Here is a 14,939-nt window from a genome sequence, read left to right as displayed (position 1 = left end):
GGCCGTAGGGAGTCAGGCCGTGGCGATTCAGGCCGTGGCCGCCAGCCGCTGGCGCAGCAGGGGCAGTTCCCGGTCGATCAACAGGCGCGCCTCCTCCAGGTTGGCAGCCTCACCGAGGGACACGCCACTGGCATGGGTGACACGGAACAGGGTGTGGTGTGGGGAGTCGGCGGCCAGATCCACATGGCAGCCGCGGTGGCGCCAGGAGGCTGGGGCTGGGGGCATCTCCATCACGCTCTCCCGTCGGACCCACTGAACTGGAGAGAACCGGCTTTGGCAAGAGCAACAGCACCTAGTGGCCCGCACCGGTCCCCCGGCCCGGGGCCGGCAGGCGCCAGGATGGCCGCCAGGTGCAGAAGCGGAGCAGGCCCATGCAAGCCAGCTGGAACGGGGCGGTGATCGCCAGCAGCGACGACATCGTGATGGTGGAAGGCAACGCCTACTTCCCCCCCGACGCCCTCGATCCGAGCCACGTGCGCCCCTCGGCCCACCGCAGCGTCTGCGGCTGGAAGGGCGAGGCCCACTACTACGACGTGGTGGTGGACGGAGCCGTGAACGCCAATGCCGCCTGGTTTTACCCCGAGCCCAAGGACGCCGCCCGCCAGATCCAGGGCCGGGTGGCCTTCTGGAAGGGGGTGACGGTGCAATGAGCCCGGCCGCTGGGCTGGACCATGCCGACGAACCGGCCGTGCTCGATGTGGATCTGCTGCGCTTCGAGCGGGGCGACCGGGCCGCCCGGGCCGCCGTGGTCGATGGGGTGCGGCGCAGTCTGGCCACCGGCTTCGTGACCACCAGCCACGACCTACCCAGCGCTCTGCTGGATGAGGCCTACGGCCTGCTGGAGCAGTTCTTCCAGCTGCCCCAGGAGCGCAAGCAGGCCTGCGTGGCCCCAGGGGCCTGCGGGCAGACGGGCTACACCGGCCACCTGGTGGAAACCGCCGCCGGGGCCGCCCTGGCCGACTGGAAGGAGATGCTCAACTGGGCGGAGCCCCTGCCGGCGGGCCACCCCCTGCGCCGCCGCTTTCCCGTGCTGTATCCGGAGCAGCTGCTGCCCGAAGCGGCCGTGCCCGGCATCACCGCCGTGCTCACGGCCTTCCACCGGGCCATCGCCGATCTGCAGCGGCGATTTCTGCGGGTGATCGCCGTGGGCCTGGGCGTGCATGACACCCTCTTCGATGCCATGGTCGAGGAGGCGCCGACCCTCACCCGGGCGGTGCATTACCCGCCGATCCATGAGGCGCCGGCGGAGGGCCACGTGTGGGCGGCGGCCCACGCCGACATCAACCTGATCACCGCCCTGCCCCGCGCCACCGCCCCGGGCCTCGAGGTGCGGGTGGGGGAGCGCTGGGTGAAGGCCTGCCCGCCTGACGGGCACGTGATCCTCAACACGGGGCTGATGCTGGAGCGGCTCAGCAACGGGCTGATCCCCAGCGGCTGGCACCGGGTGAAGGCCGAACCCGGCAGCCGCGGCGGTCGGCTCAGCGTGGTGCAGTTCTGCCATCCGCGACCCTCCACCGTGCTGCAGCCCTTCCCGAGCTGCTGCGGTGCCGCCCACCCCCAGCGCTTTGGAGCTGAACTCGCCGCCGACGCCCTCGAGGCCGTGCTGCACCGCATCAACCTGACCGGTTCGGCATGCTGAGAACCCCGTTGCCGCATCCCGCCGATGGCCTGCCCCAGCTGCGGTAGCTGGTCGGTGAAATCCGACCGCAGCCTCGCCGGGCGCTATGTGTGCGGGCGCTGCGGCCGCCCGCTTGGGCTGCAGGCCGAGCGGCGCATCCGGCGCGGGAGAGTCCCTGGCGGACGAAGCAGGCGCCGCGGCTGGTGTCTGGTGCTGGGCCTGCTGGCCATCGGGGCGGGGCTCTCGGCGCTGGAGTTCAGCCGCCGTCCACCACGGGGCCTGCCCCCCGTTCCCGCGCCGCCGTCGCCGCCCCAGAGCCCGTTCCAGGCCGCACCCCCCGGGCGAAGCCTCTGAAGGCCGTGCCGGCCGGAGAACGCCATGGCTGATGCCGGGCCTGAGCAGCGGCGGGGGAGGCCGATGGGGGAGGGCGATAGGTTTGCGGAGCTCTCCAGCCCCCATCATCCTTCCTGCCGATGCGCTGTCTGGCCCTCCACCTCGAACCCGGCACCGACGTGCGCAAGGCGCTCGAGCAGGTGGCGGCCCAGGAAGGGGGCTCGGGCTTCGTGCTCAGCGTGGTGGGCAACCTCTCCCAGGCGGCCTTTCAGTGTCCGGGCAAGGCCGCGCCCACCGTGCTGGCCGGTGAGCTGGAGATCATCACGCTGCAGGGCACCCTCGCGGCCGGCGGGGTGCACCTGCACCTGAGCTTCTCCGACGACGCCTGCCAGGTGTGGGGAGGGCACCTCGAGCCGGGCACCCTGGTGCTCAGGGGGGCAGACCTGCTGGTGGGACTGTTCGACCCCGAGCCGATCCAGCTGGGCCCGGAGGCGGCCGGGCTCAGCCAGCCTGCCCTCGAGGCACCACCGCCCCGGCCGCAGCCGCCGTCGTCCCAGGAGCCTCGGGTGGCGATCGCGGTGCTGCCGGGCTGTCCGTTCTCGGCCCGGGCCCTGCGGATGCTGCACACCCTCGGCATCCCCCATGTGGTCAGCGAGCCCAGCCAGCCCGGCAGCGTGCCCCAGGTGTTCATCGACGGCAGCTTCATCGGCGGCTACGACGCCCTGGCGGAGCTCCATGCCCAGGGCCAGCTGGACAGCCTGCGGTTGCTCTAGGGCCATCCCATGGCCGACGACTCCGCCCCCACCCCGCCCGCCGTTCTGCGCCTCACCACTGGCAGGGGCTGCGGCCTGGCGATCGGGCGCTACCCCCGCTTCCGCTACGACGCCAGCGGCGGCGGCGGCACCGGCTCCGTGCCGCACGGGTCGGCAGGGCCCCCCGGGCCCCGGCCGGTGCGTTTCGATCCAGCCGCCCTGGCCATTCCGGATCTGAGCTGGCGCACCACACGGGTGCTGGGCGTGCCGATCCCGCCCGGCGTGCGCATCGCCATCGAGCCCCTGGAACTGGCGGGCCAGCTGGATACGGCCACCGGCGCCATGGAGCTCCGCTTCCGGGCCCGCTTCCATTGCAGCCTGTTCGGCAGATACCGCCCCGGCGCCCTCCAGGTGGACACTCTCTTGAGCACGGGCTCGGTGAGCGGCAGGCGCCACAGGGACGCGGGAATGCCGGTCGGCCCGGATGGCCACGCCGTGCTGGCGGGGGTGGCCGAGGTGCCGGCCAGCGGCGATGGGGTGCTGGATGCCTTCCTGGGGCTGCCGGACGATGCGCTGGCCGTGCTGCGCTGCCAGATCGTGCTGCACCCACCGGCCTGAACCCGGAGACCCCGTCGTGGAGACCGCTGCCCACCACACCCCTGCCATAGCGTGACGGCAAGCCCAGCCTGCGCCCGCCATGCAGCGCCATCCCCTTCAGGACGTCTTTCTCTCCCTGGTGGGCGGCCGCCGGCGGCGGTGGCGCCCGGCGGTGGTTTGATGTTCCGTTCCCTTGGCGGCTGCGACGGTCACGACCGACCGGGCGGATCCGGCCCGGGTGCCTGAGACAGACCCGATGTTCTTCCGGATCCACCACACGCTCCACTACCACTACGAGAAGCCGGTGTTTCTGGAGCCGCACACCCTGCGGCTCACACCCCGTCAGAGCACCTCCCAGCGGCTGCTGAGCCACAGCCTCACGGTGCGCGAACCCGCCGCCGGCAGCACCGCGGTGGAGGAGCCCGGGGGTGGCGACACCACCGAGATCTGGTTCACCGGCCTGCGGCAGGAGCTCTGGATCCACACCACAGCGGTGGTGGAAACCCTGCGCGACAACCCCTTTGCCTGGATCCTCACCGACCGGGCCGCCCAGGGGCTTCCGCTGCGGTACGCGCCCGCCACGGCCCAGGCCCTGGCGCCCTTCCTCGGTGACGCCGAGCCCAGCGTGGCGGCCTGGGCAGCGGAGCTGGCCGCCGAGGCGGGGCACCTCACCACCGATCTGCTGCTGCTGATGGCCGATCGGATCCACCACACGTTCGACCACGTGGGCCGTTTCGACGGCGAACCGCTGCAGCCGGCGGAAACCCTGGCCCAGCGCCGCGGCGCCTGCCGCGACACGGCGATGCTCTACGTGGCGGCCTGCCGCAGCCTGGGCCTGGCGGCCCGTTTCGTGAGCGGCTACTCGATGCACCACCCCCCCGAGGTGAGCGAGCACGAGCTGCACGCCTGGGCGGAGGTGTGGCTGCCGGGCGGCGGCTGGCGGGCCTACGACCCCAGCCTCGGCCTGGCGGTGGCCGATGGCCACGTGACCCTGGTGGCGGCGGCGGATCACCGGCTGGCGGCCCCGGTGAGCGGGCACTACCGGGGCACCGGTGTGGGCTCCCACCTGCACTACCGCGTGCGCGTGGAGGCCAGCCCGGATGGCGAGCGCTTCCTGCGGCCGCACGGCAGCGCCCTGCTCGCCGACCCGCGCCACAACAGGGACACGGCCTTCTCCCCCGAAGAACGCCAACGGCTCGGGATGGAGGCCCTGCTGCCGGCCGCGGTGGAGACGCTCGCGCAGCAGGTGGAGCGGGTGTGGCAGGGATTCCAGGCCCTGCAGGGGGATCAGGAGCGCTTCGTGTATCTGGACCGGCTGCGCCGCAGCAACCGCACCCTCTTTCACGCCTTCCTGCAGCAGCACATCGAGGCCGCCCTGCCCGTGGTGTACACCCCCACCGTGGGCCGGGTGATCCAGGGCTACAGCCACGCCCATCAGCCCCCGGACCTGGGCGTGTTTCTCACGCCGGAGCAGGAGCAGCGGCTGCCGCAGCTGCTGCGCCAGGCGGCCGAGGGGCCGGTGGAGCTGCTGCTGATCACCGACGCCGAGGGGATCCTGGGGCTGGGCGACCAGGGCGTGGGCGGCATCCACATCTGCCAGGGCAAGCTGGCGGTGTACACGCTCTGCAGCGGGCTCCACCCCAGCCGGGCGCTGGCCGTGGTGCTCGATGTGGGCACCGACAACCCCCAGCTGCTGGCCGACCCGCTCTATCCGGGCCGCCGCCAGCCCCGCCTGCGCGGCGAGGCCTACGACCGCTTTCTCGACGCCGTCGTGGCGGCGGCCCAGCAGGTGTTTCCCGGCGTGTTCCTGCACTGGGAAGACTTCGGCAAGGGCCAGGCCCGCCGGGTGCTGGACCGCTACCGCGACCGGGCACCGAGCTTCAACGACGACATCCAGGGCACCAGCGGCGTGGCCGCCGCCGCGGTGCTGGCGGCCTGCCGCGGTCTGGGCACCGGGCTGTCGGAGCAGCGCATCGTGATCTTCGGGGCGGGCACCGCCGGCTGCGGCATCGCCGAGCGGTTGCTGCGGCTGCTGCAGGCCGCCGGTCTCAGCCCCGACCAGGCCAGGCAACGGCTGTGGGCCCTCGACCGCCAGGGCCTCATCGTGGCGGGCCAGCCGGGCCTCACCGGTGCGCCCGCCGGCCTGGCCCGGCCCGCCGGGGAAGCCGACGGCTACGGCCGCGACGGCGACGGCCGCATCGGCCTGCTGGAGGTGGTGCGCCAGGTGCGCCCCACCGTGCTGATCGGCACCTCCACCGTGGCCGGCGCCTTCAGCCAGGCGGTGGTGGAAACGATGGCGGCAGGCTGCCCGCGGCCCCTGATCCTGCCGCTCTCCAACCCCACGGCCCTGGCGGAAGCCACCCCGGCCGATCTGCTGGCCTGGAGCGGCGGCCGCGCCCTGGTGGCCACCGGCAGCCCGTTCGCGCCGGTGCCCTGGCAGGGGCAGGAGCGGGTGATCGGCCAATGCAACAACTGCTTCCTCTATCCCGGCCTCGGCTTCGCCTCCGTGGCGGTGGGGGCGAGCCGGGTGAGTGAAGCGATGATCGATGCCGCCCTCGAGGCCCTCTCCGCAGCCATCCCCGCGGCGCTGGATCCGGACGCCCCGCTCATGCCCGCCCTGCACCAGGTGCGTGCCGTGTCGCGGGCGGTGGCGGAGGCGGTGGCCATCACCGCCGTGGCGGAGGGCCTGGCCGGGCTGGCCACCACGCCCGAAGAGGCCCTGCGGTGCCTGGACCGGGCCCAGTGGCAGGCGCGCTACGGCGACACGCCTGGCGCCGAGGGTTGGGGGGAGGGTGCCGGGGACAGCGGGGTGGGCGGCAGCAGGGTCAGCGGCGGTTGAGGCGAGGCGGCCCCGGAGCGATGCGGCAGGCCCCCCAGCCGGATCGGCAGCAGGCTGCGCCGGAACCAGTCGTCGGCCGGAACCGGCTGGAAAAGGCGCCCCAGCAGCACCAGCAACGCCAGGGGCTCCAGGGGAGCGCGGCGCTGCGGCCACAGGCCGGGTTGGCGGTAGAGCTGCTGCTGCAGCCATTCCCGCTGGCCCGCCGTCAGCGTTCCCCACTCGCACCCCAGCCGGGATCCACGCCGCGCCACCAGCCGCAGCGGCCAGTCCGGCGCCGGAGCGGCACGGTCAGCCGGAGCGGCAGGTTCAGCGCCGGACCCGCCCAGGGCTGACCAGCGCAAGGCAGCACCAGCTCCCGGCAGGAGGACGGCCCCCGGCAGGGGGGAGGCCCCCGGCAGGGTCAGCTCCACACCGTCCTCGCTGATGGCGCTCAGCCGGCACGGCAGGCCGTTCAGCAGGGCGGAGGCCTGCACCGAGAACCAGGGCAGCGCGCTGCGCCGCTCCCGGTCCCAGCAGCTGCGCAGGGCCAGAGCCAGCAGCAGGGCGTTGAGGCCGCTCCAGGCCAGGCCGAGGCCGAAGCTGGCGGGGGTGATCGGATCGAGGGGGGGCAGGCTGGGGTCGCGGGAGAGGCCCAGCAGGTTGAGCAGCGCCACCAGCTGCACCACCAGCAGGGCCAGCAACGGGGCCCAGAGGCGTGGGTCGGCTCCCACCACGCGGCCCTGGGCCAGGCCCTTGGGGGTCACCTGGAAATGGGCCGGACGGCGGCACAGCCAGCGGGCGATGGTGGCCACGAGGGGCAGGAGGAAGGTCCAGCGGTAGAGCTCGGGCAGCAGCCCCGTGCGGGCCTGGCCGCTGAACCAGCGCGCCAGCAGCAGCTGGGCGGCGTAGAAGGGCAGGGCGTAGCGCAGCAGGCCGGCCATGGTGACCTGCAGCGGCAGCACGCCCAGCAGGCCGATGGCGAGGGGCATCAAGGCCAGCAGCAGCTGGGGCAGGGCGTTGAACCAGTGCAGGATCCCCTCCAGGAAGGCGAGGCGCTGGAGCGGGGTGAGGCCGGGGATGGTGAGGGGATTGGCGCCGCTGCGCAGGGTCTGGAGGGTGCCGCTGGCCCAGCGGCAGCGCTGCCGGGCCATGGCCGCGACCGTGAGGGGTGCCAGGCCGGCGCTGAGCTTCTCCGGTACGAACAGGCACTCCCAGCCCGCGGCGGCGAGGCGGATGCCGGTGGCGAGGTCTTCGGAGGAGGTGGCGGTGTCGAAGCCCCCCACGGCCTGCAGGGCGGAGCGCCGCACCAGGAAGGAGGTGCCGGCGCACACCACCGCCCCCACCCCCTGCCGCACCGGTTCGATCCAGCGGTAGAAGCTCTCCTCATCGGGCATCAGCCAGCGCTCCAGCCGCAGGTTGCGCATCACCGGATCGGCGTTCATGTAGGTCTGGGGTGTCTGCACCAGCCCCACCTGCGCCTCGGCGAACAGGCCCACGCTGCGGCGCAGAAAGGTGCGGAGCGGCACCACGTCGGCATCGAACACGGCGATCAGATCGCCGTGCAGCCGGGGGAGCACGTGGTTGAGGTTGCCGGCCTTGGCGTGGCGGCGGTCGGTGCGGGCGCTGTAGCGGCAGCCCAGCAGCCGGCACAGCGCCTCCAGCTCGGGCCTGGCCGCATCATCGAGCAGCCACACCGTGGTGTGGGGATAGTCGAGGCTCAGGCAGCCGCGCAGACAGCGCTCCACCACCTCCGCGGGTTCGCCGTAGGTGGGCACCAGCACGTCCACCCAGGGCAGGCTGCCGGGCTGCGGCGATGGCGCCAGGGTCTGCGCGGCCCGCTCCACCCGCGCGCCGATGCCGGGGTCGGGGGCGAGGCTGAACAGCAGCTGCAGGAAGCTGTGGGCCAGCAGCCACACCTCGGCGAGCAGCACCAGCAGGCTCAGCCCGGCGTGGAGCGGACCGTCCAGCACCAGGGTGCTCGACAGTCGCCAGTGGAGATAGCGCGCGGCCAGCAGAGCCAGCAGCCACACTGCCCAGGGAAGCCGCATCAGTGAGCACGGGAGGGATCAGCGCGCACCCGTGTCGGTGCGTGGGTGTCGGGCGGCGGTCACGGCTGGGCGGGAGCAGCCGGGGGCGCCGGAGGCGGGCACACCTGGTTGGCGAAGTCGCAGGCGTACACGGCCGGCTTCTGCCAGCTCAGCGGAATCTCCAGCAGATCGCGGGGGCCGCTGATGCCCTGGGCCAGGAAGAGAAGCGCGGCGAGGATGTTGGCGCTGATGTGGAGCCGGCGCCAGCGCAGCTGCCGGAGGATCTCCGGCCGCGCCGCCACGGAGAACAGCATCAGTCCGGTGAGGCCGATGCCGCCCCAGAAGTGCGACTGCCAGAAGGCCGGATCGAGGGGGTTGTCGCTGAGGCGCCACACCTCCGGCTGCAGGCCCAGCCCGATGACGCCGGCCCAGCAGAGCAGGGCGAAGGAGGCGCGGTACACCGCCTGGCGGGAACGCCACAGGGCCACCAGCGCCGCCACCGTGCCCGCCAGCACCAGCAGCAGCAGCCCCGCCCGCCCGGCACTGAGCTCCGAAGGGGTCTTGGTGGTGATCACCACGGCGATGGCGATCAGTTCGATGGCCACCACGGCCGCCGCCAGCCAGCGGCCCAGATCGGCGTGCTCCACCCCCACGGTGGGCGGCAGCTTGGCCTTCTGCACGCGCCGCTGCCGGGTCTGGCTGGCCAGGCGCAGCACCATGCCGAGCAGGGGGTACACCAGCACCACCGCAAGGGCGGGATGGAGAACCCAGAGCCAATCGGTGGTGGTCATGCGCTTCGTGCGGCCGGGAGATGCCCGGCGTTGCTCGTGAACTACAGGCTAGAAGCGATTTCGGATTGCACCGAAGGGCTCAGGCCGCACCGCCTCCCACACCCGGCGCCGGCGCCAGCCAGATCTCGAACTCCGCCACCGGCATCTGGGCGGCATAGCCCCGGAAGCAGGCCAGCGCCTGATCGTGCCGCTCCAGGCTCTCCGCCATGCAGGCATCGGTGAGGCACACCATCCGGTAGCCGCGGTCGGCGCCGTCCTTGACGGTGTGGTCGATGCACTGGTCCGTGAGCAGCCCGATCACCACCAGCGTGTCGATGCCGATGTTGCGCAGCAGGTAGTCGAGCGGGGTGGAACTGAACGGCGACGAGGAGCTCTTGGGCAGCACCAGCTCATCGCCCACGGGCGCCAGCGGCGGGATCACGCGGCTGGCCGGGGAGCCGGGAGCAAAGCCCATGCCGCAGCGTTTGTAGTCGGCGCTGCGGTCGCGGCCGTCGGCGGTGAGGTCGGCGATCATGGTGTGGATCACCTCCAGGCCATGGGCGCGGGCCAGGGCCAGGGCCCGCTGGGCCGCCGGCAGCGTCTGACGGGAGAACACGGCGTCGAAGCCCGGCCGGGGGCGGGGCTGGGCACGGCCACAGGTGCCCTCCTGCAGATCCACCAGCAGCAGCGCCGTGCGCGCCGGATCCAGCGGGCTCAGCCCCGGGTTTATGGCCGGATGATCCGTGGGGGGCGGGGGGAACAGGGGGGACAGACGGCGGCCCGCTGGCCATCCTGAAGCCAGCCCTGCCTCGCCGCCATGGTCACCGCCCCCGATCCCCTGGCCGAGCTGGAGGCACAGCTGCGCCGGCGGGGGGTGAAGCGCCTGGCGGTCACCTGGGTGAACCACGCCGGTGCCGTGCTGGTGAAAGTGGTGCCGGTCGGGGCCCTGGCCAGTGCGGTGAAGCTGGGGGTGGGCTTCTCGCCGGTGTCCGACGCCTTCCGCAGCGACGGCGCCATCGATCCCCAGCACCGGCTGGCCCGCCCCGATGGCGACCTGCGGCTGCGGGCCGACCCCGCCAGCCTCGCCCCCCTGGAGGCCGCCAGCGGCTGGGCCTGGGCAGCGGGAACGCGGCACCACCGCGATGGCGGCCTCTACGACGGCGACCAGCGCGGGTTCTGCTCCCGTCAGCAGCACGAGCTGGCCGGCGCTGGCCTCGTCCTGCAGGCCGGCTTCGAGCTGGAGTGGATGGTGGTGGGGGGGGAGGAGCCAGGCCAGGACGGGCCGCAGCCGGCGCTGGCGGGTGGTCCGTACGGCGCCGACCGGCTGGTGGAGGGCCTCGACTACGCCGCCGCCCTCACCGACGCCTGTGACGCCGCCGGGCTGCCCTGGCAGCAGCTGCACCCCGAATACGGCCGCGGCCAGTTCGAACTGTCGCTAGCGCCGGCGTCGCCGCTGCAGGCCGCCGACCGGCTGGTGCTGGCCAAGCTGCTGATCCAGCGGGTGAGCCGCCGCTTCGGCTGGCGCTGCAGCTTCAGCCCCAAACCCTTCGCCGCTCTGGTGGGCAATGGCGGCCACGTGCATCTGAGCGTGCGCCAGGGCGGGGCGGCGCTGCTGCAGGACGGAGAGGGCCCGGGCGGGCTGCAGCCCGGCGGCGCCGCCGTGGTGGCCGGGCTGCTGCAGCACCTGCCGGCCCTGCTGCCGCTGGCCTGCAACAGCGCCGTGTCATACCGGCGGCTGGCGCCGGGCAGCTGGTCGGCTCCGTTCCAGGCCTGGGGCATCGAAAACCGTGAGGCCGCCGTGCGCCTGGTGCCCGCGGCGGCGGATGGGGCGGAGGCCCACCTGGAGCTCAAGGTGGCCGACCTCACCGCCAATCCCTACCTGCTGCTGGGCGCCCTCCAGGCCGTGGTGGCCGAGAGCCTGACCCGGCCCGCCGGGGAGCTCGCGGCAGCCGCCACAGCGCTGCCGGAGCCCGTGGCGGGCGATCCGAGCGTGCTGGAGGAGGAGGAGGCGCCACGGCTGCCCGCCACGCTGGCGGAGGCCAGCCAGGCCTTCGCCGCCAGCACCCTGCTGCGCTGCGCCCTGGGGGAAGCGCTGCACGGTTCCCTGCTCGATGCGCAGCAGGCGGAGATCCGCCGGGCCCACAACCTCAGCGATGACGCCCTGCTGGCGGCCAGCCGCTGGTGGCCCATCGTGGGGGGCCTGTAGGCCCGGCGCCGCCATGGTTCTGTCGCTGGTTCCGTCGCTGCTGCTGATCGGCCTGCTCACGGTGGCGGGCTGGTGGCTGGCGGAGCGCACCCCCATCGGCCGCCAGCTGGGGATGACCCTGCTGGTGCTGTTCCTGGGGCTGCTGGCCACCAACCTGCTGGGCTGGCGGCCGGATCCCGCCGCCGAGGCCGTGGTGAACGGGCCGCTCACCTCCCTGGCGATCGCCCTGCTGCTGCTGGCGGTGGATCTGCGGCGGGTGTGGCCGGGCGCCCAGCGGCTGCTGGGCCCCTTCGCCGTGGCGGTGCTGGGTGCCGTGGCCGGCACCGCCCTGGGGGGGCTGCTGCTGCGGGGGGTGCTCGGCAGCGATCTGGCCGCCCTGAGCGGCCTGTTCACCGCCACCTTCAGCGGCGGCAGCCTCAACTTCGTGTCGGTGGCCCGCACGTTGCGGCCCCCCGAGAGCCTGGTGCTGATCGCCACCGCCGCCGATCACGTGGTGTTCAGCGTGTGGTTTCTGATCTCCCTGGCCCTGGGGCGGGGACAGGGGCCGGGTGAGGCTGAGCAGGCCCGCAGCCACACCGGCTGGGATCCGGGCCACGACCACCCGCGGGCCCTGCTCAGCCGGGCGGGCGGGGCTGCCCTCCTGTGGGGGGTGGTGATCGTGGTGCTCAGCCAGGCCACCACCGGAGTGCTGCAGCGCTGGTGGGCCGGGGTGCCCGGGATCCTGGTGCTCACCACCATCGCGCTGGTGGCGGCCCAGGTGCCCGCCGTGGCCCGGGCCCGCCTCAGCTATCCCCTCGGCCTGCTGCTGATCCAGCCGTTCTTCACCGTGATCGGACTCAGCTCGCCGGTGCAGGGGCTGCTGGGGGAGGGGCGCTGGGTGCTTCTGCTGGCCGTCGTCGTGGTGGCGACCCAGGCCGCCTGCGTGCTGCTGGTCGGCCGCTGGCGGGGCTGGCCGGCGGCCGACAGCCTGGTGGGTTGCCAGGCGGCGGTGGGCGGACCCAGCACGGCCCTGGCCCTGGCCGGCGCCCTGCGCCGGCCCGATCTGGCACTGCCGGGGGTGGCGATCGGGCTGCTGGGGTATCTGGTGGGCACCTACCTGGGGCTGGCGATGGCGGCGGTACTGACGGCCACCCAGGCCTCCTGAGGGCCGGGCCTCATCCATACAGCTCCGGGCGACGGTCGTCCAGGTAGCGGGTTCCGGCCGGATGCAGGGGTGCGTAGTCGCCAGGCACGCAGTCGGCCAGCAGCAGGGTGGGCCGGGGCCGGGCGGCCACCAGCAGGTCGCCATGGGGGCCGGCCACGACGCTGTTGCCCAGGTACGCCGCCATCGCCATGCCGTTCACGGTCTCCTCGCCGCAGCGGTTGGCATAGGCCACGAAGCACTGGTTCTGGATCGCGTTGGCCGGGATCAGGGTGCGCGACACATCCGGGTAGGGCCGGTCAGTGCGCTCGCCGGTGCTGAGCATCGCCCAGGCATCGGCGGCCGTGGGGATCAGGATCAGGCCAGCACCCTCCAGGGCCAGGCGGCGGCTCAGCTCGGGGAACTCGGCCTCGTAGCAGTTCAGCAGCCCCACCGGAAAGCCGTTCACCTGGTGCACCGTGAAGGCCGGCCCCTCTTCATCCACGCGGTAGCCCGGGCTCCAGCAGCGCTTCTCATCCGGACCCCACAGGTGGGTCTTGCGGTAGTTGCGCAGCAGTGTTCCGTCCCGGTCGAACAGGGCGATGGCGTCAAAGAAGCGTTCCTCACCCGCCACCAGCGCCCGCTCCGGGTAGGGGCAGGCGATCGCCACACCGTGGCGCCGCGCCGCGGCCGCCACGCGGCCCAGGCTCGGCCCGTCGAGGGGCTCAGCCAGCGCCCGGGCCAGGTCCGGCGTCACGATGTAGCCGCTGAGATACAGCTCCGGGAATGCCAGCAGCTGGGCCTGCTGCGCTGCGGCCAGCGCGGCCACCTGCTCGAGCCGCTCCAGGTTCTCCTGCACAGCGTCCGGCGTGGCTGCCGTGCCCGTGCCCTGCCAGATCGCCAGCCGCAGGCCCGCTCCAGGCCCGGGCGGGCGCGGGTGTATCAAGGCCTGCAGGCAGTAGTGCAACACCAGGGAGCCGGGCCGATCCGTGCTCAGTCTCCACGGGGATCAGTTTCCGTGCCCGTCGGTCGGGGTGCTGGTCAGCCGTGGTGCTGGTGCCTCCCCGCGGCAACACCCCTGGCGTCGCTGCCAGGCCGCACTGGCCAGCAGGATCAGGGCCATGGCCCCATAGCCCGCCGCCCAGGGGCTGCCCACGCCCCAGCCCAGCTGCAGCACCGTGTCGGCCTGATCGAAGCGCCAGGCGTGGATCACCCCGAACCAGGACGCCAGTGCCGCCGTGGCGGCACAGAGGGCGGCCGCCAGAAAGCGCTGCTCGATCACGTACACCAGCAGCGCCGAGAGCAGCATCGCCGTGATGATCAGGCCCTGCTCCAGGGCGAAGGCGCCGCTGGCCCACACATCGGCCCGCTGCAGGGGCTCCAGCAGCGCCGGGCCGAAGGGTACGGCCGCCGTGCCCGCCCCCCCGGCCCGCAGCCCTGCCTTGAGCATCAGCGCCCCCCAGCCCGCCAGACCGGGCAGCAACCCCAGCACCACCGCCGGCGCATGGCGGCGCGGCGTGGCCTCGAAGGCCTGCGCCGCCATCACTACCCCGAGATAGAGCACGATCGCCATGCCGGCCTCGATCGGCACCAGCTGGCCGATCACCCCGAAGGCCCCCAGGAGGCAGGCGGCGCCCATCAGCAGGCCGTTCACCCAGGAGTAGCCGAGGCGCGCCCCCATCGCCTTCCAGCCGGGGTGGCCGATGTAGATGGTGGTGGGAAAGCAGGAGCCGAACAGGGCCGCCGCCATGGTGCCCACCCCGTTGATCAGCAGCGATTCCCGCACCGGATAGCGGTCGCCGGCGGCTTCGGCGCTCTCCAGGTTCTGCAGGGAGCCGATCACGTTGAACAGCCCCATCGGCACGATCACCCCAAGCCAGGGCAGCAGCTCCCCCCGGGCCGCCCACAGCGTCCCGAGCTGCGGCACCGGCAGGTGCAGGCCCAGCTGGGCTGTGGCCAGGCTCCAGGCGGCCGGCTCGATCCGCAGCAGGCCGCTGCTCCAGGCCAGCACCATGCCCAGCAGCAGCGCCACCAGACCGCCGGGCAGGGGCAGCCGCAGCCGGCCGAAATACGCCACCAGGATCACCGCCAGCACGGCCAGGCCCACCAGGGGCTGGGCATAGGTGCGCAGCAGGAAGCCGAGGGCGATGTAGCCCAGGGCGATGCCCGCCAGGGTGGAGAGCAGGGCGGCGCGGGGCAGCCAGCGGCGCAGCACCTGGGCCACGAAGGAGCCGCCCGTTTCGATCAGTCCCGAACCCAGGCAGGCCATCAGCCCCGCCTGCCAGGAGAGGGTCACCGCCTGGGCCTCGGACAGGCCGGCGGCGAGGCCGGAGAGCTTCACCGGCAGCATCACCAGGAACACGTAGGCGAACAGGCTCACCGTGTTGATGCCGTAGGGCAGGGCGGTGCGTGTGGCCAGCCCCTCCAGCCGGTCGAGGCGGTACGCCTGGCGGGCATAGGCCAGGTTGCCCACCACCAGGCTGAGGCCGGTGGCGGGCAGGATGGTGCCGAACACCAGCGCATCCGGATAGCCCAGCAATCCGCGGCACAGCGCCAGGATCAGCAGGATCTGGATCAGGTTGTCGAGGAGCAGGCCCAGCAGGCCGTCCCAGTCGCCCCTCACCCACCAGCGCGGCTTGATCGGGGCCATGACAACCGGCTGGGGCGCCCCCCCAGAATGCCGCCAGAAGAGCCGGCG

Annotated in this window: 14 protein-coding genes; 8 read left to right on the top strand and 6 right to left on the bottom strand. The window is 73.3% G+C overall.

Annotation, left to right across the window (positions count from 1 at the left end):
• Positions 1 to 27: 27 nt before the first annotated feature.
• On the bottom strand, positions 28 to 225 hold the full coding sequence (locus tag CBM981_RS02265; protein ID WP_157665308.1) for a hypothetical protein: 198 nt from the start codon (positions 223 to 225) through the stop codon (positions 28 to 30).
• Positions 226 to 371: 146 nt separating this feature from the next.
• Between CBM981_RS02265 and CBM981_RS02260 the strand changes: the two genes are divergently transcribed.
• The 6 genes from CBM981_RS02260 to maeA all read left to right on the top strand — a co-directional run bounded on the left by CBM981_RS02260 (position 372) and on the right by maeA (position 6,139).
• On the top strand, positions 372 to 650 hold the full coding sequence (locus CBM981_RS02260; protein WP_087067083.1) for a DUF427 domain-containing protein: 279 nt from the start codon (positions 372 to 374) through the stop codon (positions 648 to 650).
• Entirely contained in the window at positions 647 to 1,639 is a 993-nt protein-coding gene (locus CBM981_RS02255) for an isopenicillin N synthase family oxygenase (RefSeq protein WP_087067082.1), read from the top strand. The genes CBM981_RS02260 and CBM981_RS02255 overlap by 4 nt, the downstream gene beginning before the upstream one ends.
• 24 nt (positions 1,640 to 1,663) lie before the next feature.
• The gene (locus CBM981_RS15685) at positions 1,664 to 1,972 is read left to right on the top strand and encodes a hypothetical protein (RefSeq protein ID WP_197686665.1); all 309 of its coding nucleotides are present in this window, start codon (positions 1,664 to 1,666) and stop codon (positions 1,970 to 1,972) included.
• A 119-nt stretch (positions 1,973 to 2,091) separates the two neighbouring features.
• Positions 2,092 to 2,724 carry a PCC domain-containing protein gene (locus CBM981_RS02250; protein ID WP_087067081.1) on the top strand — a complete coding sequence of 211 codons (633 nt, stop codon included), beginning with the start codon at positions 2,092 to 2,094 and terminating at the stop codon, positions 2,722 to 2,724.
• 9 nt (positions 2,725 to 2,733) lie between these two features.
• Entirely contained in the window at positions 2,734 to 3,321 is a 588-nt protein-coding gene (locus CBM981_RS02245; protein WP_087067080.1) for a hypothetical protein, read from the top strand.
• Positions 3,322 to 3,556: 235 nt separating this feature from the next.
• Complete coding sequence (gene maeA / locus CBM981_RS02240) at positions 3,557 to 6,139, top strand: oxaloacetate-decarboxylating malate dehydrogenase (RefSeq protein WP_087067079.1); 2,583 nt, start codon at positions 3,557 to 3,559, stop codon at positions 6,137 to 6,139.
• Here maeA and CBM981_RS02235 read toward each other — a convergent pair.
• From CBM981_RS02235 to CBM981_RS02225, 3 genes are all read right to left on the bottom strand, one after another.
• Positions 6,055 to 8,166 (bottom strand): glycosyltransferase, encoded by a 2,112-nt coding sequence (locus CBM981_RS02235; protein WP_087067078.1) that lies wholly within the window; start codon positions 8,164 to 8,166, stop codon positions 6,055 to 6,057. The genes maeA and CBM981_RS02235 overlap by 85 nt on opposite strands.
• 59 nt (positions 8,167 to 8,225) lie before the next feature.
• A complete protein-coding gene (locus CBM981_RS02230; RefSeq protein ID WP_087067077.1) occupies positions 8,226 to 8,936 on the bottom strand; it encodes a DUF4079 domain-containing protein in 711 nt (236 codons plus the stop codon).
• A 79-nt stretch (positions 8,937 to 9,015) separates the two neighbouring features.
• On the bottom strand, positions 9,016 to 9,624 hold the full coding sequence (locus CBM981_RS02225) for a cysteine hydrolase family protein (protein ID WP_087069123.1): 609 nt from the start codon (positions 9,622 to 9,624) through the stop codon (positions 9,016 to 9,018).
• Positions 9,625 to 9,732: 108 nt separating this feature from the next.
• On the opposite strand from CBM981_RS02225, the gene CBM981_RS02220 reads away from it, so the two are divergent.
• Together CBM981_RS02220 and CBM981_RS02215 are read left to right on the top strand one after the other, a co-directional pair.
• The gene (locus CBM981_RS02220) at positions 9,733 to 11,121 is read left to right on the top strand and encodes a glutamine synthetase family protein (protein WP_087067076.1); all 1,389 of its coding nucleotides are present in this window, start codon (positions 9,733 to 9,735) and stop codon (positions 11,119 to 11,121) included.
• Positions 11,122 to 11,134: 13 nt separating this feature from the next.
• A complete protein-coding gene (locus tag CBM981_RS02215; protein ID WP_225867482.1) occupies positions 11,135 to 12,265 on the top strand; it encodes a DUF819 family protein in 1,131 nt (376 codons plus the stop codon).
• Positions 12,266 to 12,275: 10 nt separating this feature from the next.
• Here CBM981_RS02215 and CBM981_RS02210 read toward each other — a convergent pair whose 3' ends face one another.
• Positions 12,276 to 13,211, bottom strand: a complete 936-nt coding sequence (locus CBM981_RS02210) for a carbon-nitrogen hydrolase family protein (protein ID WP_225867481.1) — start codon at positions 13,209 to 13,211, stop codon at positions 12,276 to 12,278.
• A 39-nt stretch (positions 13,212 to 13,250) separates the two neighbouring features.
• Entirely contained in the window at positions 13,251 to 14,891 is a 1,641-nt protein-coding gene (locus tag CBM981_RS02205; protein ID WP_225867480.1) for an NCS2 family permease, read from the bottom strand.
• Between the last annotated feature and the right edge of the window lie 48 nt (positions 14,892 to 14,939).

Origin of the sequence: Cyanobium sp. NIES-981 (genome assembly GCF_900088535.1) — a bacterium.
In the GTDB taxonomy this organism is placed as follows: Bacteria; Cyanobacteriota; Cyanobacteriia; order PCC-6307; family Cyanobiaceae; genus NIES-981.
Note: the sequence above shows the minus strand (reverse complement) of the source record. Positions and strands in the feature narration are given on the sequence as shown.

What these genes read in the sequence shown, in the direction of transcription:
- CBM981_RS02235 (WP_087067078.1), bottom strand. Translation starts at nt 8,166, where the DNA reads ATGCGGCTTCCCTGGGCAGTGTGGCTGCTGGCTCTGCTGGCCGCGCGC.
- CBM981_RS02255 (WP_087067082.1), top strand. Translation starts at nt 647, where the DNA reads ATGAGCCCGGCCGCTGGGCTGGACCATGCCGACGAACCGGCCGTGCTC.
- CBM981_RS02260 (WP_087067083.1), top strand. Translation starts at nt 372, where the DNA reads ATGCAAGCCAGCTGGAACGGGGCGGTGATCGCCAGCAGCGACGACATC.
- CBM981_RS02220 (WP_087067076.1), top strand. Translation starts at nt 9,733, where the DNA reads ATGGTCACCGCCCCCGATCCCCTGGCCGAGCTGGAGGCACAGCTGCGC.
- CBM981_RS02205 (WP_225867480.1), bottom strand. Translation starts at nt 14,891, where the DNA reads ATGGCCCCGATCAAGCCGCGCTGGTGGGTGAGGGGCGACTGGGACGGC.
- CBM981_RS02230 (WP_087067077.1), bottom strand. Translation starts at nt 8,936, where the DNA reads ATGACCACCACCGATTGGCTCTGGGTTCTCCATCCCGCCCTTGCGGTG.
- CBM981_RS02265 (WP_157665308.1), bottom strand. Translation starts at nt 225, where the DNA reads ATGCCCCCAGCCCCAGCCTCCTGGCGCCACCGCGGCTGCCATGTGGAT.
- CBM981_RS02215 (WP_225867482.1), top strand. Translation starts at nt 11,135, where the DNA reads ATGGTTCTGTCGCTGGTTCCGTCGCTGCTGCTGATCGGCCTGCTCACG.
- CBM981_RS02250 (WP_087067081.1), top strand. Translation starts at nt 2,092, where the DNA reads ATGCGCTGTCTGGCCCTCCACCTCGAACCCGGCACCGACGTGCGCAAG.
- CBM981_RS15685 (WP_197686665.1), top strand. Translation starts at nt 1,664, where the DNA reads ATGGCCTGCCCCAGCTGCGGTAGCTGGTCGGTGAAATCCGACCGCAGC.
- maeA (WP_087067079.1), top strand. Translation starts at nt 3,557, where the DNA reads ATGTTCTTCCGGATCCACCACACGCTCCACTACCACTACGAGAAGCCG.
- CBM981_RS02245 (WP_087067080.1), top strand. Translation starts at nt 2,734, where the DNA reads ATGGCCGACGACTCCGCCCCCACCCCGCCCGCCGTTCTGCGCCTCACC.